Source organism: Mycobacterium sp. NGS61 (assembly GCF_059812325.1).
The window spans coordinates 25,260-43,131 of the sequence record NZ_JCALCL010000002.1 but is presented as its reverse complement, the minus strand read 5'-3'; the positions used below and the strand labels follow the sequence as shown (position 1 = coordinate 43,131).

At 67.0% G+C, this 17,872-nt stretch carries 17 protein-coding genes; 7 read left to right on the top strand and 10 right to left on the bottom strand.

The genetic code is table 11. The features are described 5' to 3' along the window. Nucleotides 1-14 precede the first annotated feature (14 nt). A complete protein-coding gene (locus AC5Y3Z_RS05025; RefSeq protein ID WP_463824987.1) occupies nt 15-404 on the top strand; it encodes an MmcQ/YjbR family DNA-binding protein in 390 nt (129 codons plus the stop codon). On the opposite strand, the gene AC5Y3Z_RS05020 is transcribed toward AC5Y3Z_RS05025, so the two are convergent. After that, on the bottom strand, nt 391-858 hold the full coding sequence (locus AC5Y3Z_RS05020; protein WP_473139540.1) for a nitroreductase family deazaflavin-dependent oxidoreductase: 468 nt from the start codon (nt 856-858) through the stop codon (nt 391-393). The two genes, AC5Y3Z_RS05025 and AC5Y3Z_RS05020, sit on opposite strands and share 14 nt — an antisense overlap. Beyond that, the gene (aspS, locus tag AC5Y3Z_RS05015; RefSeq protein ID WP_473139662.1) at nt 855-2,657 is read right to left on the bottom strand and encodes an aspartate--tRNA ligase; all 1,803 of its coding nucleotides are present in this window, start codon (nt 2,655-2,657) and stop codon (nt 855-857) included. Before aspS ends, AC5Y3Z_RS05020 begins: the two co-directional genes overlap by 4 nt. A gap of 46 nt (nt 2,658-2,703) precedes the next feature. On the opposite strand from aspS, the gene AC5Y3Z_RS05010 reads away from it, so the two are divergent. From AC5Y3Z_RS05010 to ypfJ, 3 genes are read left to right on the top strand one after another with little or no spacing between them, the layout of a single operon-like run. Then, nucleotides 2,704-3,591 (top strand): oxidoreductase, encoded by an 888-nt coding sequence (locus AC5Y3Z_RS05010; RefSeq protein WP_473139661.1) that lies wholly within the window; start codon nt 2,704-2,706, stop codon nt 3,589-3,591. An 11-nt stretch (nt 3,592-3,602) separates the two neighbouring features. Beyond that, nucleotides 3,603-4,103 carry an SRPBCC family protein gene (locus tag AC5Y3Z_RS05005; RefSeq protein WP_473139660.1) on the top strand — a complete coding sequence of 167 codons (501 nt, stop codon included), beginning with the start codon at nt 3,603-3,605 and terminating at the stop codon, nt 4,101-4,103. 46 nt (nt 4,104-4,149) lie between these two features. Continuing rightward, a complete protein-coding gene (gene ypfJ, locus AC5Y3Z_RS05000; RefSeq protein WP_463824985.1) occupies nt 4,150-5,034 on the top strand; it encodes a KPN_02809 family neutral zinc metallopeptidase in 885 nt (294 codons plus the stop codon). Here the strand turns inward: ypfJ and AC5Y3Z_RS04995 are convergent. Together AC5Y3Z_RS04995 and AC5Y3Z_RS04990 are read right to left on the bottom strand one after the other, a co-directional pair. Further along, on the bottom strand, nt 5,031-5,897 hold the full coding sequence (locus AC5Y3Z_RS04995; RefSeq protein ID WP_473139539.1) for a dihydrodipicolinate synthase family protein: 867 nt from the start codon (nt 5,895-5,897) through the stop codon (nt 5,031-5,033). The two genes, ypfJ and AC5Y3Z_RS04995, sit on opposite strands and share 4 nt — an antisense overlap. 14 nt (nt 5,898-5,911) lie before the next feature. Then, nucleotides 5,912-6,706 carry an aldolase gene (locus AC5Y3Z_RS04990; protein WP_473139538.1) on the bottom strand — a complete coding sequence of 265 codons (795 nt, stop codon included), beginning with the start codon at nt 6,704-6,706 and terminating at the stop codon, nt 5,912-5,914. Between the two features lie 50 nt (nt 6,707-6,756). Between AC5Y3Z_RS04990 and AC5Y3Z_RS04985 the strand changes: the two genes are divergently transcribed. Further along, nucleotides 6,757-7,287, top strand: a complete 531-nt coding sequence (locus AC5Y3Z_RS04985) for a helix-turn-helix domain-containing protein (protein ID WP_473139537.1) — start codon at nt 6,757-6,759, stop codon at nt 7,285-7,287. Here AC5Y3Z_RS04985 and AC5Y3Z_RS04980 read toward each other — a convergent pair. Further along, nucleotides 7,284-10,235, bottom strand: coding sequence for a DUF4132 domain-containing protein (locus AC5Y3Z_RS04980; RefSeq protein ID WP_473139536.1), 2,952 nt, complete (start codon nt 10,233-10,235; stop codon nt 7,284-7,286). The two genes, AC5Y3Z_RS04985 and AC5Y3Z_RS04980, sit on opposite strands and share 4 nt — an antisense overlap. 71 nt (nt 10,236-10,306) lie before the next feature. Then, nucleotides 10,307-10,750, bottom strand: a complete 444-nt coding sequence (locus tag AC5Y3Z_RS04975; RefSeq protein WP_463824979.1) for an Rv2576c family protein — start codon at nt 10,748-10,750, stop codon at nt 10,307-10,309. Nucleotides 10,751-10,823: 73 nt separating this feature from the next. On the opposite strand from AC5Y3Z_RS04975, the gene AC5Y3Z_RS04970 reads away from it, so the two are divergent. After that, entirely contained in the window at nt 10,824-12,383 is a 1,560-nt protein-coding gene (locus AC5Y3Z_RS04970; protein WP_473139535.1) for a purple acid phosphatase family protein, read from the top strand. Nucleotide 12,384: 1 nt separating this feature from the next. Here AC5Y3Z_RS04970 and AC5Y3Z_RS04965 read toward each other — a convergent pair whose 3' ends face one another. From AC5Y3Z_RS04965 to AC5Y3Z_RS04950, 4 genes are all read right to left on the bottom strand, one after another. Further along, nucleotides 12,385-13,413, bottom strand: a complete 1,029-nt coding sequence (locus AC5Y3Z_RS04965; protein WP_473139534.1) for an Rv2578c family radical SAM protein — start codon at nt 13,411-13,413, stop codon at nt 12,385-12,387. A 67-nt stretch (nt 13,414-13,480) separates the two neighbouring features. Further along, nucleotides 13,481-14,731: a PE-PPE domain-containing protein gene (locus AC5Y3Z_RS04960; RefSeq protein ID WP_473139533.1), complete on the bottom strand. Its 1,251-nt coding sequence runs from the start codon at nt 14,729-14,731 to the stop codon at nt 13,481-13,483. Nucleotides 14,732-14,899: 168 nt separating this feature from the next. Next, nucleotides 14,900-16,174 carry a histidine--tRNA ligase gene (hisS, locus tag AC5Y3Z_RS04955; protein WP_473139532.1) on the bottom strand — a complete coding sequence of 425 codons (1,275 nt, stop codon included), beginning with the start codon at nt 16,172-16,174 and terminating at the stop codon, nt 14,900-14,902. Further along, nucleotides 16,171-16,833 (bottom strand): MBL fold metallo-hydrolase, encoded by a 663-nt coding sequence (locus AC5Y3Z_RS04950; protein ID WP_473139531.1) that lies wholly within the window; start codon nt 16,831-16,833, stop codon nt 16,171-16,173. The genes hisS and AC5Y3Z_RS04950 overlap by 4 nt, the downstream gene beginning before the upstream one ends. Nucleotides 16,834-16,903: 70 nt before the next feature. Between AC5Y3Z_RS04950 and AC5Y3Z_RS04945 the strand changes: the two genes are divergently transcribed. Beyond that, nucleotides 16,904-17,806, top strand: a complete 903-nt coding sequence (locus AC5Y3Z_RS04945; protein ID WP_463824972.1) for a peptidylprolyl isomerase — start codon at nt 16,904-16,906, stop codon at nt 17,804-17,806. Nucleotides 17,807-17,872: the final 66 nt, after the last annotated feature.

Here is a 17,872-nt window from a genome sequence, read left to right as displayed (position 1 = left end):
GCACAATGAGAGGCGTGGCTACCTGGGACGACGTCGCGCGCATCGCCGCCGAGTTGCCGCTGGTCGTCGAACATTCACAGCACGACTGGCGGGTCGGCAAGAAGCTGCTGGCCTGGGAGCGCCCGTTGCGCAGGTCGGACATCGAAGCGCTGACGCGCCACGGGGTGCAGCCGCCGACAGGCGACATCCTGGGCGTACGGGTGCCTGACGAGGGCGTGAAGTTCGCGCTGATCGCCGACGAGCCGGACATCTACTTCACCACCCCACACTTCGACGGCTACCCGGCCGTGCTGGTCACGCTGGCCGATATCGGGTTCTTCGAGCTCGAGGAGTTGATCACCGAGGCGTGGCTGACCCAGGCGCCGCGGCGGCTGGTGAAGGAGTTCCTGGCTAAGTCGTCGTAGCCGTTGCCGCCGCCCTTGCGCTGCGTCCGCGCTGCAATTCGAACAGCGGGATCACCCGGGTGGTCTTCGACTGATACTCGGCGAAGCCGGGCGCCTTGGCGGTGACCTTGTCGAACAGCGCGTCGCGCTCCTCGGCGGGCAGTTCGCGCGCGGTCACGTCGTAGGCGTCGGTGCCGATTTCGATCCGGGCAGCAGGATTTGCCCGCAGGTTGTGTACCCACGCCGGACTCACCGGCGCCCCAGCGAAGGACCCGATGATGATCAGCTTGCCGTCGATGTCGAAGTAGGCCAGCGGCGAGATCCGTTGCTCGCCGGACTTGGCGCCGGTGGTGTGCAACAGCAACAGGTCGGCGCCTTCGAACTGGCCGCCCACCTTCCCGTCGTTGGCGCGGAACTCCGCGATGATGTCCTGATTGAACGTCTTGGCCAGCTCAGCCAGATCCCTGTCGGTCATGCCCCCTGAACCGGCTTGGGCGTGAAATCTATTCCCGACTCCTTGCGCTGCTGCGCGGTGATCGGCGCGGGCGCATCGGTCAACGGGTCGACGCCACCGCCGGTTTTGGGGAACGCGATCACCTCGCGGATCGAGTCGACGCCGGACAGCAACGCATTGATCCGGTCCCAGCCGAACGCGATCCCGCCGTGCGGCGGCGCGCCAAAGGTGAACGCCTCCAACAGGAATCCGAATTTCTCCTCGGCTTCGGCGGGATCGAGGCCCATCACCGCGAACACCCGCTCCTGAATATCGCGCCGGTGGATACGAATCGAGCCGCCGCCGATCTCGTTGCCGTTGCAGACGATGTCGTAGGCGTCGGCCAGCACCGCGCCGGGGTCGCTGTCGACGATGCCCTGGTGTTCGGCCTTCGGCGAGGTGAATGCGTGGTGCACCGCGGTCCACGCCCCGGAACCGACAGCGACGTCACCGGCCTCCACCGCGTCGTCGGCCGGCTCGAACAACGGCGGGTCCACCACCCAGACGAACGCCCAGCTGCCGGGTTCGATCAGACCCAGCCGGTGAGCGATCTCCGAGCGCGCCGCCCCCAGCAGTGCGCGCGACGGCTTCACCGGGCCGGCCGAGAAGAAGATGCAGTCGCCCGGGCCGGCGCCGACGTGAGCGGCCAGGCCGTCGCGCTCGGCGTCGGTCAGGTTCTTGGCGACCGGTCCGCCCAGCGTGCCGTCGTCACCCACCAGCACGTAGGCCAGGCCCCGATGCCCGCGCTGCTTGGCCCATTCCTGCCAGCCGTCCAGCGTGCGCCGCGGTTGGGACGCCCCGCCGGGCATCACCAACGCACCCACATAGGGTGCCTGGAAAACCCGGAACGTCGTGTCTTTGAAGAACTCTGCGCATTCGACGAGCTCCAGACCGAAGCGCAGGTCGGGCTTGTCGGAGCCGAACCGGCGCATGGCGTCGGCGTAGGTCATCCGCGGGATCGGGGTGGGGATCTGGTATCCGATCAGGGCCCACAGCGCGGCCAGGATCTCCTCGGAGATCGCGATGACGTCGTCGACGTCGACGAAGCTGAGCTCCATGTCGAGCTGGGTGAACTCGGGCTGGCGGTCGGCACGGAAATCTTCGTCGCGGTAGCAGCGGGCGATCTGGTAGTAGCGCTCCATGCCGGCCACCATCAGCAGCTGCTTGAACAGCTGCGGGCTTTGCGGCAGCGCATAGAACGTGCCCGGCCGCAACCGGGCCGGCACCAGGAAGTCACGCGCGCCCTCCGGCGTGGAGCGGGTGATGGTCGGTGTCTCGATCTCGACGAAGTCGTGCCGGCCCAGCACCTCGCGGGCGGCCGCATTCACCTTGGCGCGCAACCGGATTGCCGCAGCCGGTGCGTCGCGGCGCAGATCCAGGTAGCGGTACTTCAGCCGCAGCTCCTCCCCCGCCGGCTCGTCGAGCTGGAACGGCAGCGCCGCGGACTCCCCCAGCACGGTCAGCGCGGTGGCGTTGACCTCGATGTCGCCGGTGGCGATGTCGGGGTTGGCGTTGCCTTCCGGGCGGATCTCGACCACGCCGGTGACGGCGACGCAGAACTCCGAGCGCAGCCGGTGCGCCTGGGCCAACACCTCGGATTCACGGAAGACCACCTGGGCGACGCCGGACGCGTCACGCAGGTCGATGAAGATGACACCGCCGTGATCGCGGCGGCGCGCCACCCAACCGGCCAACGTCACCTGCTGTCCGGCGTCGCTGTCCCGTAGCGAACCCGCGGCGTGGCTGCGCAGCACAAAAACTCCTTCAGACCTGGGTTGGATGACTGCCCAGTCTAAAGGGCGGGTTCCGCCCGGTACTTTTGCCGGTATTCCTACCTCTGTCGCACTCGTGGGCCCCGGCGCCGTCGGCACAACGGTCGCCGCGCTGCTGCACCGCGCCGGTCACCCGGTGTTGCTGTGCGGCCATACCCCACGCGAACGCATCGAACTGCGGCCCGATGGCGGTTCAGCGATTGTGGTGCCCGGGCCGGTGCACACCGACCCCGCCGACGTCGACGGCCCGGTCGAGGTGGTGATACTGGCCGTCAAAGCGACCCAGAACGACGCCGCGGCAGGCTGGCTGACTCGGTTATGTGATGAGCGCACGGTGGTGACGGTGCTGCAGAACGGCGTCGAGCAGGTCGAGCAGGTGCAACCGCTGTGCCCGTCGTCGACCGTGGTGCCCGGCAGCGTGTGGTACTCCGCAGAAACCCAGCCCGACGGGTGGGTGCGGTTGCGTGGGGAAGCCGCGCTGGTGCTGCCCACCGGACCCGCGGCCGAAGCTGTTGCAGAGTTACTGCGGTCCGGGGGCTGCCGGGTGGACTGCGACCCCGACTTCACCACCGTGACGTGGCGCAAGCTGCTGCTCAACGCGCTGGCCGGACTGATGGTGCTGACCGGGCGGCGATCCGGCATGTTCCGCCGCGACGACGTGGCTGCCCTCTCGCGCCGATATGTGGCCGAATGCGTCGCGGTGGCCCGCGCCGAGGGTGCCCAGTTCGACGACGACGTCGTTGGGCAGATCGTCGATTCGTTCCGGGCGGTGCCCGAGGACATGACGACTTCGATACTGACCGATCGCGAACACCACCGACCGCTGGAATGGGATCTGCGTAACGGGGTGATCGTCCGCCGGGCGCGCAGGCACGGGCTGCCCACCCCGATCAGCGACGTGATCGTGCCGTTGCTGGCCGCGGCCAGCGAAGGCCCCGGCTAATGTCTGAGGCCATGCACCCGTGCGAACACGTCGGTCTGGACTTCATCGACAACGCCCGCTTCCGGTTTCGCAACAGCGTCGACCTGGCCATCACGCCCGAGCAGCTATTCGAGGTCTTCTCCGACGCCGAGTCGTGGCCGCGCTGGGTCGCCGTAATCAAGACGGTGACCTGGACCAGCCCGAAGCCATTCGGCGTCGGCACCACCCGCAACGCCGACCTACGCGGCGGCATCGTCGTCAGCGAGGAATTTTTGGCTTGGGAACCGTTCAGCCGCATCGCATTCCGCTTCAACGGAAGCTCGACGCAAACTTTCGCTGCGCTAGCCGAGGATTACCGGGTTGAGGCCATTCCCGGCGGTTGCCGGCTGAACTGGACCATGGCCGTGCAACCGGCCGGGCCGGCGCGGCTGGCGATGCCGCTGTTCGCGCCGCTGCTGAACCTCACGCTGCGCCGATTCCTGCGCACGCTGCGTACTTACACCGACAACCGATTCGCCACAGCGCAGCGATAGGCTGATTGCGGCGCGGTAACCAAACTCTGATTCCGGGGAGCGTGCGATGACCTTCAACGAGGGTATGCAGATCGATACCAGTTCTGCGTCCTCGTCCGGCGGCGGTGGCGGGATGGGTCCGATCGCCATCGGCGGTGGGATCGGCGGATTGCTGATCGTGGTGGTCGCGATGCTCCTGGGCGTCGACCCCGGCGGGATCGTCAGCCAGCAGCCGGTGGACACCAGCGGCGACGTGGCGCCCGGTTTCGACTTGACCAAGTGCAAGACCGGGGCCGATGCCAACAGGTACGTGCAGTGCCGGGTGGTGGCCACCGGTAACTCGCTGGACGCGGTGTGGAAGCAGCTGGTTCGCGGCTACACCAAGCCCAAGATGCGGCTGTTCAGCGGCTCGGTGAGCACCGGATGCGGACCGGCCAGCACCGAGGTCGGACCGTTCTACTGCCCGGTGGACAAGACGGCGTATTTCGACACCGACTTCTTCTCGGTGCTGGTGGACCGGTTCGGGTCCAGCGGTGGACCCTTCGCGGAGGAATACGTGGTAGCCCACGAGTACGGCCACCACATCCAAAATCTGCAGGGCACCCTGGGCCGGTCCCAGTCCGGCGCGCAGGGCGCGAAAGGTGGTGGCGTGCGCACCGAACTGCAGGCCGACTGCTACGCCGGGGTGTGGGCGCACTACGCCTCCACCGTCACGCAGGAGAGCACCGGCAAACCGTTCCTGAACCCGTTGAGCGACAAGGACATTTCCGATGCCTTATCGGCGGCGGCGTCGGTGGGCGACGACCGTATCCAGGAGCAGGTGAACGGTCGCGTCAACCCCGAATCCTGGACGCACGGCTCGTCGGCGCAGCGCCAGAAGTGGTTCACCATCGGATATCAGAACGGTGACCCGAACAAGTGCGATACCTTCGCCACCAACGACCTGGGTTAAGTCAGGATCTGCTGTAATGCGCTGCGGCCCTGCTGGTCCAGCGGCAATTGCGGTGCCCGGGGATCGCCGACCGGTGTGCCGAGCAGGTCCAGTCCGGCCTTGACGGTGGTGGGCAGCCCGCCCGCCACGATGAACTGCAGCAGCGGTTTGAGGTCGTCGTACAGCCGCTGCGCCCGGTCCAGATCGCCGGCGCGCACCGCGTCGTACAGCTCGATGCACGGCTGGGGACGCAGATTCGGTGCGGCCGTGCACCATCCGGATGCACCGGCCTTCAGCGCATCGAGCACCAACGGGTTGCTGCCGTTGTAGAAGGGCAGCCTTCCGCCGCTGAGTTCTCTGATGCGCTGCATGCGGGACAGGTCGCCGGTGGACTCCTTGACCATGGTGAGGTTGTCGATGCCGTCGAACATCTCGACCAGCAATTCGGGACGCATGTCGACGCCGCTGGTGGCCGGATTGTTGTAGGCCATGATCGGGATTCCGACAGCCTCACCGATGCTGCGGTAGTGCTGGGTGATCTCGGGGTCGGACAGCTTCCAATAGGAGACCGGCAGCACCATCACCGCATCGGCGCCGGCCCGCTGCGCGTACTGGGCACGCCGAATTGTCCTGGCGGTCGTCACATCTGAGACACCGACGATCACCGGCACCCGCCCGTGCACCGCAGCCATGGTGGTGTCGACGACCGCGTCGACCTCCGCCTCGTCGAGGTAGGCCAGCTCCCCGGTGCTGCCGAGCGGGGCGATCGCGTGGACTCCGGACGAGACCAGCCGGTCCACCAGCGCGGCCAGCCGCTCGGTGTCGATGCCGTCGTCGCCGAACGGCGTGACCGGGTAGGCGATGATCCCGTGAACGGTGGGCACGCGATTGCTCCTTTTCAGCCGGCGGTGAGCGCGTCGGGGTGCCGCTGGAGCGCTCGTCTGGCGTAGTAGGCGAAGTTCGCCCGGCTTCGCGACGGGGTCAGGGTCCAGTCGTGTGCTTCGCGGGCCAACTCGTCGGGTAGCGGCTGGATCGCACCCGCCGCCATGGCGGCGAGCTGCAGCTTGGCGGCGCGCTCGATGAGCACCGCCAGCGAGCACGCCTCCGCCACGCTGGCCCCCGCTACCAGTTGTCCGTGGTGGGCCAGCAGCGCCGCTTTTTTGTCTCCCAGTGCGGCGGTGATGATTTCGCCTTCCTCGTTGCCGACGGGCACGCCCGGCCAGTTGGCCAGGAACGCGCAGTCGTCATACAGCGGCGTGGTGTCCATGTGCGAGACGATCAGCGGCACCTCCAGCATCGACAGCGCCGCGACGTGGAAGGGATGGGTGTGCACGATGCACTGCACATCCGGCCGAGCCCGATAGATCCAGCTGTGAAAACGGTTGGCGGGGTTGGCCATTCCCTCGCCTTGTACCACGTTGAGGTCTTCATCGACCAGCAGCAGGTTGCCCGCGGTGATCTCGTCGAAGCCCAGGCCGAGGCGCTGGGTGTAGTAGGTGCCGGGCTGCTCGGCGCGGGCGGTGATCTGTCCGGCCAGCCCGGAGTCGTGGCCGGCGTCGAACAGCACCCGGCAGGTCAACGCGACCTGCTGGCGGGTGGTCAGGTGCCCGTCGACCGATTCGGCGTCCAATTGTTCCTGGGCGCGGCGCATCAGTTCCGCTTTCGAGTCGGAGAACGTGGAGCCGGCGACCATGTGACACAATGTACCGCATAGGAAACTTTGTGTCATGAAAGGTTGGGCCGGTGACCGCACTGCTCCGTGCCGTTCGCCGGCAACGCGGACTCACCCTCGAGCAGCTGGCCGAGCGGGCCGGCCTGACCAAGAGTTACCTGTCGAAGGTCGAACGCGGGCACAGCACGCCGTCGATAGCAGCGGCCCTCAAAGTCGCTCGCGCGCTCGACGTCGACGTCGCCCGGTTGTTCTCCGACAGCCCGGCCGAGGAAACGTTCGTCGTCGACAGGGCCGATTCCGATCCGGGGCGTTACCGCGCGCTGGCCACCTCGCTGTTGGGAAAGTCCATGTCGCCGTTCGTAGTTCGGCCAACCGGTGCCGCCGCCGACGATCCGCATCCCACCCACAGCGGCCAGGAGTTCGTATTCGTGCACGCCGGAGTCGTCGAACTCCGCTATGGCGAGCAGACCGTGACCCTGGGCACCGGCGACAGCGCGTACTTCGACGCCTCCGTCGGGCATACGTTACGGGCGGTCGGCGGGGTCCCGGCTGACGTCGTCGTCGTCGCGCATGCAGAACCCGACCGCCGACGCACAGATTAGCCCTGGTCGAACAGCTGCGGTGCGTCTCCGGCATTGATCACCGCGCGCCAGCCAGCGGCCTGCTCAGCGGTCATGTCGGCGTCCCCCGCCACTCGAACGGTAACTGTCCCAGCGGGCCCGGCCGTAGCTCCGAGCGGTCGGAAAAGCGTTGGACCGCAGTCGGTTTCGGCGACCCAGACCAACCGGCGCGCCAATCGGCTCAGCACCGGATGCCCGAGGACATAGCGTTCGAACTCCGCCACGGACCACCGGCGCTGCCGGTGCATCGCCTCGGCCAGTCGAGCGGTCTGCGCGGTGACCACCGGGGCGAGCAGCTTGCGGGCACGCGCCAGATACGCGCGCGGGACCGTCTTGTACGGACCGGCCAGGTCCCCTTTCGTGCACGGATTTCCGTCGCCGTCGTACACCGTGATACTCAGATCCGCCTGTAGCACAGCGAAATACGGTTCGGGCCCGTAACTCAGTTGCAGCCGGCCCGCGTTGTCGAATCCGACGTAGGGAACTGTGCGGTCAGCGGCCTCGTCCGCCGACCATCCCCACCGAGCGGGCAACTCGGCCAGTTGCGCGGCGGCCTCCTCGATCAGCCGAGCCGACTTCGACCGATACGCCACCGACGTGAGGACCCGGACGGCGTCGACGCTGTCGATATGCCCGAGCATGGTCAACAGGGCGCTGCATTGCGCCATCCGCGCCGTGTCGAAACTACGCAGGAATTCCTCCGCCAGCGTCGGCGCATTGGGGCTGGCGCAAGCGGCCACCACCGCCAGCACGCCCTTGGACTTGATGGCCGAGACCGTCTGCTGGGCAGTCTGGCGGGAATGAAAGGCGTACTCGTCAGCCGTCGTCCAGGCATCGATCAGGAAGTCGCCCAACGCGAATCGATCTTCGGCGGCGAACAACGCAAGGTGGTGTCGCAGCCCTCCGTCCGGCGCAGGGTCGTTGGCCTCACACGCCTTGATGACCAGCCAACGCACGACCGACGCAGGCACCGGTGCCAGGCCCTGCTCCCAACGCATCGTCGGCACCCGCTCCCAGAGCAACCAGGACAAGCCGGCCGGCGCATCTTTGCGCAGCGCCGTTTCGGCTTCGGCAATCAGATGCTCGGGTGTCAGATAGTCGGCCGCAGGCCTTCCCGCTGCGGTCAGCGCACCCAACAGAGCCCCTCGGACGCGGTCGTCGGTCTCGATCCGCAGGCAGGTCTCCAACCGCGGCACGTCCGCATGGTCTGCGGTGTGGGCTATCCATTGAGCTGCGGCCAGTCGGACCTTGACGCGGCCGTCAGCCAACGCGGTGTAGATGCGGGCGCGGCGGTCGGGAGCTTTGGCGAGAACCCGCTGAGCTTGCGCCCGATTGCTGGTCTTAGGCCCCAGAGCGGCGGGAAACAGTGCGTCGGCCGCGTCGGGCGGCAGCACCGGAAGTTCGGCCAGCAGGTCCCAATAGACCTTGGGCGACTCGATGTGGGGGCTGGCGTTCATCGCCCTATCGGCCAGATACTGAGCGTTCGCAGTGAGGAACGGAAGCACATCGGCGGAGGGCCAACCCTGCCCTATGTTGCCCTTCGCGTAGTGGTAAACCAGCCCGGTGTCAGCTTGCTCGGTCAAGTGACCGAGCAAGCCGGCCAGCTCAGCCAGCGACGGGCCGCCGAGTTTGGCGTGCACAGCATCGGCGAACTCGTAGAAATCGAAGGGATGGTCCCTCAGGTAGTGACACACCACCAGTAGCACCACCATGTCGACATGCTCCGCCTCCGCAAATTCGCGGATCGCATCGCGCATTCGATAATTCGCGAACCGCGGCCATGGATTCTTCCGGTCGGGTGCCCGGCCGGCACGGAGCATCGTTTCGACGGTCAGCAAGTCTTCCGCACCCATCAGCGGCGGCGGGCTGCCACCCCAATCGTTGCCCACGACTATCGAATTGAGCTGCGCGAAAAGCCTTTCCAAGGCTGGGCGGACCGGCGTGGGATCAACGACCGGCCACCCCGGCCCCGGATCGGGGATGGGAATAATCGGCGCCGCGGCATCGCGCCATTCGTCGACGATCAGGCGCACGCTGGGCGCGCGGTCGGATTGTGCTGTGGCCGTTGCCCATTGGCGATCGGCGTCGATATCGGCATACCGCCATGCAGCGCGCAAGGCGGCGGCTCGGCGCGCCGGGGGCCCGGAGACCTGACGCTGAAACGCGGCAAAGAGCGCCGCTCTATCACAACGTCCACACAGCCGCTCGGCACGTACAGCAACATTGCCGGTTGCCTCCACCATGAACGTGGCCAAGGTGTCCGCGAAGGCCGCGAGCGCAGTGCCGTCCAGAGGTTCGAGCAAGTCGAGCACTCGCTCGCGGATGTCCTCGCCGGTTTGTGCGGCGGCCAGCGGCGCGAGTTCGGCGGCGTGCCGGACTACGGCAGCGGCATAACCGCGTGTCGACAGCAGGATGTTGCGGGTCGGCCACATCCAACCGCTGGGCCGGTCCGCGGCTCTGCTGAACGCTGCCGCGAGCAACTCGCCGCTCCTGCCGCCCGCCGCCACAACCATCTCATCCAGGGTGTCGTAGCCGACGGGGAGATCCGGGAAATTTCTCTCCAACGAACTCCACTCGCCGACGAGGTCACAGATCAGGTTCTCGATGGCGTCGCCGCCGGCAATCGGCGCCAGCGTCAGGGTGTACCGCTTGAGCAGCAGCACTATCTCCGCCCAGCGCAGTCGAACTCGGGCAGGCATGGTGTGCAGCAACGCATGAGCGTCTTTCAAGCGATCGTCGCGCGGCAACGTTTCCCACGTCTTGATGCCGCCGACGGCGGTCAGCCGCTCGATTAAATCTGGCCCGGCGTCTCCGGAAGCGACGAACTCGGCGACGTCGCGGCCAAGCGTCGGGTCGGCATTCTCGACCCAGGCGTCCAGCGCAGTGCGAACGGCGGCGCGCCAGCGCTCGACCTGAGCATCGGTGACCACGCGAACCACCGTAGTGCGCCGGTAACCGCTAATTCCGCGCCCGTTGGGGCCGACGCTCCCCGCGGCGCCGGTTACCAGGGACGCGTAGCGCAGGTGACCGCGGTGGTGGCGTTCTGCGTCACCACCACCTGGCCGTCAACAGCGATCTGACACTTGATCTCCGCGATGTTGCCGGAGCTGCAGTCGGGCCACCGGCAGGAACCGCTGGCAGCGATGAACGCCCACTGCCCCGGGTTAGTCAGCGTCGCGTTGTAGACCAGGGGTTCTCCGCCGCTGAACGTCGTCGGCACGGTGGTCATGAACTGCGCCGAATTGGCGTCGAAGGCCGCCTGGTTCGGCGGATCGCTGGTGATGTAGCGCAGACTGCCGGTGAGATTGCCGGTGGTGACGATGGTGTAGGTGACCTGATGCCCCGTCGGGTCCGCATGTGATGCCGCAGGCGGGGTCGCGGCCACCACGGCCGCGCCGAGGAAGCCCGCTGCGACCGCGCTCGCCAGTTTTCGCACGTTCGTCATATCGGAAACGCTACCGGATTCGTTACCTGGGCTCGTTCCGTTGGTGTTCACCCGCTTGCGGTATGAAGCAGCCATGACCGACGACCCGCAACGCACCGGCGTCAGCCGGCGCGCGCTGCTGGGAACCGGGGCCGCGGCGGCGGTGCTCGGCGCCGGCGCGGGGGTGGGGGGTACTGCGCTGCTGCGGTCCCGCAGTCCCGGCGTCTGGTACCAGCCCGATCGTGTCGGCGCGCCTCCGGTGGGCGGGCTGCATCTGCAGTTCGGCCGCAACGCCGGGACGGAGGCGGTGGTCTCTTGGCACACCACCGACGCCGTGCGCAACCCCCGGGTGCTGCTGGGTACGCCGACGGGCGGGTTCGGCAGCGTGGTGGCGGCCGAGACACGGACCTACCGAGATGCCAAATCCAACAGAGAAATTCGCGTCAATCACACGCGCCTGTCCAACTTGACGCCCGACACCGACTACGTGTACGCCGCCGTGCACGAGGGCGCCACCCCGGAACTGGGCACCCTGCGAACCGCCCCGTCCGGCCGAAAGGCATTGCGCTTCACCAGTTTCGGTGACCAGTCCACGCCGATGCTGGACACACTGGTCAACGGCACGTACACCAATGACCACATTGGATCACCGGCGGCCGGCGACACCACTGCAGCAATCGAGCGGATGGCGCCGCTGTTCAATCTGGTCAACGGTGACCTGTGCTACGCCAACCTCGCCAGCGATCGGGTGCGCACCTGGTCGGACTGGTTCCAGAACAACACCCGGTCCGCGCGTTACCGACCGTGGATGCCGGCGGCGGGTAACCACGAGAACGAAAAGGGCAACGGCCCAATCGGTTACGGCGCCTTTCAGACGTTCTTCGCGGTGCCGGATTCGGGGGCCGGTGCCGAGTTCGCCGGCCTGTGGTACTCGTTCACCGCCGGCTCGGTGCGGGTCATCGCCCTGCAGAACGACGACGTAGCGCTGCAGGACGCCGGCAACTCCTACGTGCACGGGTACTCCGGCGGCGAGCAACGACGTTGGCTGGAAAAAGAACTCGCGGCGGCTCGGCGCGATCCCGACGTTGACTGGCTGGTCATCTGCATGCATCAGACGGCGATATCCACCGCCGAGGCCAACGGGGCGGATCTGGGGATCCGGCAGGACTGGCTGCCACTGTTCGACCAGTACCAGGTTGATCTGGTGCTGTGCGGCCACGAGCATCACTACGAACGCTCGCATCCACTGCGCGGCGCACTCGGCACCGACACCCGAACGCCCATCCCCGTCGACACCCGCACCGACGTGATCGACCCGACCCGCGGGACGGTGCACCTCGTCATCGGCGGGGGCGGCACCTCGAAGCCGACCAACGGCAAGTTCTTCGCGGACCTGAAATGCCGGGTGATCACCGGCGTCGGCGACACCGACCCGGAAAACGGTCACCGGACGCCGATATACGTGCTGGAGGACGCGCCCTGGTCGGCATTCCGTGACCGCGACAATCCCTACGGCTTCTCGTCTTTCGATGTCGATCCTGGGCGGCCCGGGGGCAACACGTCGATCAAGGCGACGCACTACGCGGTGACCGGGCCGTACGGCGCCGTGACCCCGATCGATCAGTTCACTTTGACCAAGCCGCGTCGCGATTGACTCAGAACAGCGTCGGCTGCAGGGGTTCCGGCGCGACGGCCGCTTCCATTGCCGGTGACGACGGTCGGTGGTCCCCGCCCAACCGGTGCCTGGCGACCAGCGGGCGGGCGCGTTCGCTCAGCATGGCGCGGTAGTCGGCCGGCAGATATGCGCCGCGGCGGTACAGCTCCCGGTACCTGCCGACCAGTTCCGGGTGGGTGCGGGCCAGCCACGACATGAACCAGGCGCGGACCGAGCCGCGCAGGTGCAGGCCGAAGACGGTCACGCTGGTTGCCCCGGCCGCGGCGATCAGACCCAGCAGCTCGTCGAGGTGCTCAGCGGAGTCGGTCAGGTGCGGCAACACCGGTGCCACCATGACGTGGCAGTCCAGGCCCGCGTCGCGAATTGCGGTGACAAGACCCAGCCGTGCCTGCGGCGTGGGCGTGCCCGGCTCGACCTCGCGATGCAACTGCGGGTCTCCCACCGCCAGCGACACCGCCACTGACAGCGGAACCCGTTGCGCCGCTTCGGTGATCAGCGGCAGATCCCGGCGCAACAGGGTGCCTTTGGTCAGGATCGACATCGGCGTGCCGGATTCGGCGAGCGCAGAGATGATGCCGGGCATCAGCGCGTAACGACCCTCGGCGCGCTGATAGGGGTCGGTGTTGGTGCCCAGCGCCACGGTGTGACGCCGCCACGACGGTCTTCGCAGTTCGCGGCGCAGCACCTCGGCCACATTGGTCTTCACCACGACCTGGGTGTCGAAATCGGCGCCGGAGTCGAAGTCCAGGTATTCGTGGGTGGGCCGGGCGAAGCAATAGCGGCAGGCATGCGAGCAGCCGCGGTACCCGTTGACGGTGTAGCTGAACGGCAGTGCTGTCGCGTCCGGCACTTTGTTCAGCGCCGACTTGCACAACACCTCGTGAAACGTCATGCCCTCGAACTGCGGCACCCGCACGCTGCGGACGAAGCCGATCCGCTGCAGCCCCGGCAGCGCGCCATCATCGACGGGTGTGCCGTTGACGGCTACCGTTTGGCCGGTCCAACGCATTGCCCTATTCGAACAATAGTTCGATGACAAGTCAAGGTGGACGACGTCTGCGGCTGTCAGGACAGCATCAGAACAAGCCGACCAGGGATCCGCCGGAGAAATAGGGTCCCGCCGCTGGCGTCAGTGACGAATAACCGGCATTGACGATCGGCTGCAGCAATGAATTGAGGGAGCCGACGATGGGTTGCGGAACACCGAGCTGCGCGAGCGGCAACAGCATCGGAAGGATCGGCGCGGGCACCATGTAGGTGGTGATCGTGCCGCCGGCCGGTGTCGTAACGCTGGACAGCTCCACGGTGTCCGCCAACGACACGAGCGATGTGGTGTTGTGCTGGTAGATCGTCCCGAACAGCGCGTTGACCACCGCTGGAATATTCCAAGGCCGATCGGGCGGGTTGCCGAAGGCGTCGTACTGACCAAAGACCACGCTGACGTCGTATTGGGTGTTCGGCAAGCTCTGCCTCGTGTAGTCGATCAGCGGCACATGCGTCCCGGTCGGTAGGTAGGTGCGAGCCAGGCCCAACTCGGGACTCGAGAACACGGTGAACTGCAGAGCATGAGCCGGTGGTGCGGTCGGGTCGGCCGCCAGATACGCCAGCTCGCTGTTCACGACGAGCGATCCCATCGACAAGCCGGCGATCTGTACCGGTGAACCGCCGGCCGTGGCCACCGCGTCGAGGATCTGACTGTGCAGTGCCAATCGGCCGATGGCAACGGCCACGTTTGCGCCCGGGGCATTCAGGCTGCCGCTGAAGATGCCGATGCTCGCGGGGTAATTGACCACCGAAGCGATGCTGTCCGGGAACCACCTCCCCCCGATCGCCCCGTTGAGCAGGTCGTAACCCTGTAGCAGGGACGCCGAGATCGGGCCCGGCACACCGCCAGCAAGCAGCGGAAGTCCCAAAAACGGCAGCTCGAGAACGAAGCGCGGATTGTAAAGCGGTCCGGCACCGGGGACTGTCAAGCGCACGCCTGCCGCCGCGTTCGGCAGTTCGGCACCGGCACCGATCAGCGGGCTGCCCCACAGCTGTCCGACGTTGGCGATCTCGGTGCTCAGATACATCCGTGCCGACGCCGTCAGATTGTCCACCAGCTGCCCGTGGAATTGAGCTGCCTGGACCGAGACGGCCTGGAATTCCCGGCCATGTCGTTCGAACAACGCAGCGATCCGCGCTGACACCTCGTCGGCTGCCGCAGCTGCCAGCGACGTGGTGGACTGCGCGGCGCCCCTGCTCACCGCACTCAGCGCCGACTCCATCACGCCCAACTCCAGCGCGGCCGTCGCCAACAGCTCAGAGGCCGCGACAACGTACGACACCGGGGGCCTCCTCAACGCGAACGGAAAACAGCTAACGCTGTCGAACCCCCTCGATCAGCGGCTGTGAGTCTACTCACATACCCCGCAGCATCAGGTGGAGCGACCCGAGGAGACACCCGGCCTTTTCGAAGCGTGGCAGTGAATAACCGATGCCTCCACGCACTGTCATCAGTAGAGCTCGGAGTCACGCAATCGCGAAAGCATGTCAGCGACAACCGAATCGATCGGCACGGAAACCTGCTCGCCGGAACCGAGATCCTTCACCCCCACGGTGCCGGCGTCCAGATCACGGTCGCCGGCCACCAACGCGAACCGTGCCCCCGAGCGATCCGCGGCCCGCATAGCACCCTTGAGCCCCCGGGCCCCGTAGGCCAGATCGACGCGCACGCCGGCGGCCCGCAATTGCCCGGCCAGCACCGCCAGGCGCAGCTTGGCCGCGTCGCTCAGCGGCACCCCGAACACCTCGCAGCGCGCCGTCGACCCCACGCTTTTACCTTCGGCACGCAGCGCCAGTAACGTCCGGTCCACGCCGAGCCCGAAACCGATGCCGGACAGGTCCTGGCCGCCGAGTTGGCGCATCAGACCGTCGTATCGCCCACCACCGCCGATGCCGGACTGGGCGCCCAGTCCGTCGTGCACGAACTCGAAAGTGGTCTTGGTGTAGTAGTCCAGCCCGCGCACCATCCGCGGGTTGATGACATACGCCACACCGAGCGCGTCCAGATGCGACAGCACGGTGTCGAAGTGCTGCTTGGCGGCATCGGAGAGGTGGTCGAGCAACACCGGCGCCTGCGCCGTCATCGCCCGCACCTCGGGCCGCTTGTCATCAAGGACCCGCAGCGGATTGATCTCGGCGCGCCGCCGGGTGTCGTCGTCCAACGGCAAGCCCAACAGGAAATCCTGCAACAGTTCCCGATACTGCGGACGGCAACTGTCATCGCCGAGCGAGGTGATCTCCAGGCGGAACCCGGCCAGGCCCAGCGATCGGAATCCGGCGTCGGCCACAGCGATCACCTCGGCGTCCAGCGCGGGATCGTCGACACCGATCGCTTCGACACCGACCTGCTGCAACTGCCGGTACCGGCCGGCCTGCGGACGCTCGTAGCGGAAGAAGGGCCCGGCATAGGACAACTTGACCGGCAACCCGCCACGGTCCAGACCGTGCTCGATCACCGCTCGCACCACCCCGGCGGTGCCTTCGGGGCGCAGCGTCACCGAGCGGTTGCCGCGGTCGGCGAAGGTGTACATCTCCTTGGACACCACGTCGGTGGATTCGCCCACGCCGCGCGCAAACAGCGCGGTGTCCTCGAAGATGGGCAGCTCGATGTGGCCGTACCCGGCCCGCCGGGCCGACGCCAACAACCCGTCGCGCACGGCGACGAACTGCGACGATTCCGGCGGGAAATAGTCGGGAACGCCCTTCGGGGCCACGAAGTCGCTCACGAGCTCAGACCTTCGAGGAACGGGTTGAAACGACGCTCGGCGCCGATGGTGGTGCTGTTGCCATGCCCCGGAAGTACCACGGTTGCGTCGTCGAGCACCAACAGTTTATCGACGATGGAGCGCAGCAGGTCGCGGCCGCTGCCGCCGAACAGGTCGGTGCGCCCGACCGAACGTTCGAACAACGTGTCGCCGGTGAACACCAGATCTTTGTCGGCCAGCACCCGGAAGCACACCGAGCCGCGGGTGTGCCCGGGGGTGTGGTCGACGTTGACCGAGATGCCGCCGAGGTCGATCTTGTCACCGTCGCGGTCCAGTTCGACGACCTGCCTGGGCTCGCGGAAGAATGCGCCGGCGACCAGCTGCGCGGCGCGCGGTCCCAAGCCGTAGATCGGGTCGGAGAGCATGAATCGGTCCTCGGGATGGATGTAGGTGGGGCAGCCGAAGGTGTCCGACACCTTCTGGGCGGACCAGATGTGGTCGATGTGGCCGTGGGTGATCAGCACCGCGGCCGGGGTCAGCCGGTGCTGGTCCAGGATGCGCCGCAGCTGACCCATCGCCCGCTGCCCGGGGTCGACGATGATGGCGTCGGTACCTGGTCGCTCGGCCAGCACATAGCAATTGCACTGCAGCAACCCGGCGGGAAATCCGGTGATCAACACGGTGCCCAGTTTCCCATCCCGGACCACAGGCGACGAAAACGCCGTACCGCGCCATGGAATGATAGCGGCCGTGCCAACGAACAAACAGCGCCGTGAGACCGCCAAGCGCAAACTCGAACGGCAGCTCGAACGCCGCGCCAAGCAGGCTAAAAGACGCCGCATCATGCTGATCTCCGGTGCCGCGGCCACAGTGGTCGCCGTGGTGGCGGCGCTCGTCGTCTTCGTCTTCATGAAGGACGACCACAAAGCCACCCCGTCGGCGTCGTCCACGCCGAGCAGCAGCGCCGCACCGGGACCCCAGGGCAACTTGCCGCCGGTGGACGTCAGCGGCGCCGGGCCCATGCCGGAGTTCAAGCCGCCGGCCAATGTGGGCGCCAATTGTCAGTACCCGGCGTCGCCGGAGCCGGCCGCCAAGCCGGTGAAGCCGCCGCGCACCGGCAAGGTGCCCACCGAGCCGGCCGAGGTCAGCGCGAGCATGAGCACCAATCAGGGCAACATCGGCCTGATGCTGGCCAACAATAAATCGCCGTGCACGGTGAACAGTTTTGTCAGCCTGGCCAATCAGGACTTCTTCAAGGACACCAAGTGCCATCGGATGGTCGCATCTCCGGGGCTGTCGATCCTGCAGTGCGGCGACCCCAAAGCCGAGGGGACGGGCGGCCCGGGTTACGAGTTCGCCAACGAGTTCCCCAGCAACCAGTTCCAGCCCGGCGATCCGAAGCTGCAACAACCCGTCATCTATCCGCGGGGCACGCTGGCCATGGCCCACTCCAAACAGCCCAACAGCAACGGCAGCCAGTTCTTCCTGGTCTTCCGCGACTCCGCGCTGCCGCCCGACTACACCGTGTTCGGCACCATCCAGGCCGACGGCCTGGCCACCCTGGACAAGATCGCCGCCGGCGGTGTGGTGGGCATGGGCGACCAGACACGACCGGCCGTCGACGTGACCATCACCTCGCTACGAACGGATTAGTGATGCTTCAGGCAACGGCGGCCTTTAACGGCTAGGGTCCCCGAAGGCGGGCTCACCGGGGAGGAG

Excerpts from the sequence above, each read along its gene's own strand:
- AC5Y3Z_RS05020 (WP_473139540.1), bottom strand. The coding sequence starts at position 858 with ATGACCGACAGGGATCTGGCTGAGCTGGCCAAGACGTTCAATCAGGAC.
- AC5Y3Z_RS05005 (WP_473139660.1), top strand. The coding sequence starts at position 3,603 with ATGCACCCGTGCGAACACGTCGGTCTGGACTTCATCGACAACGCCCGC.
- ypfJ (WP_463824985.1), top strand. The coding sequence starts at position 4,150 with ATGACCTTCAACGAGGGTATGCAGATCGATACCAGTTCTGCGTCCTCG.
- AC5Y3Z_RS04990 (WP_473139538.1), bottom strand. The coding sequence starts at position 6,706 with ATGGTCGCCGGCTCCACGTTCTCCGACTCGAAAGCGGAACTGATGCGC.
- AC5Y3Z_RS04975 (WP_463824979.1), bottom strand. The coding sequence starts at position 10,750 with ATGACGAACGTGCGAAAACTGGCGAGCGCGGTCGCAGCGGGCTTCCTC.
- AC5Y3Z_RS04970 (WP_473139535.1), top strand. The coding sequence starts at position 10,824 with ATGACCGACGACCCGCAACGCACCGGCGTCAGCCGGCGCGCGCTGCTG.
- AC5Y3Z_RS04965 (WP_473139534.1), bottom strand. The coding sequence starts at position 13,413 with ATGCGTTGGACCGGCCAAACGGTAGCCGTCAACGGCACACCCGTCGAT.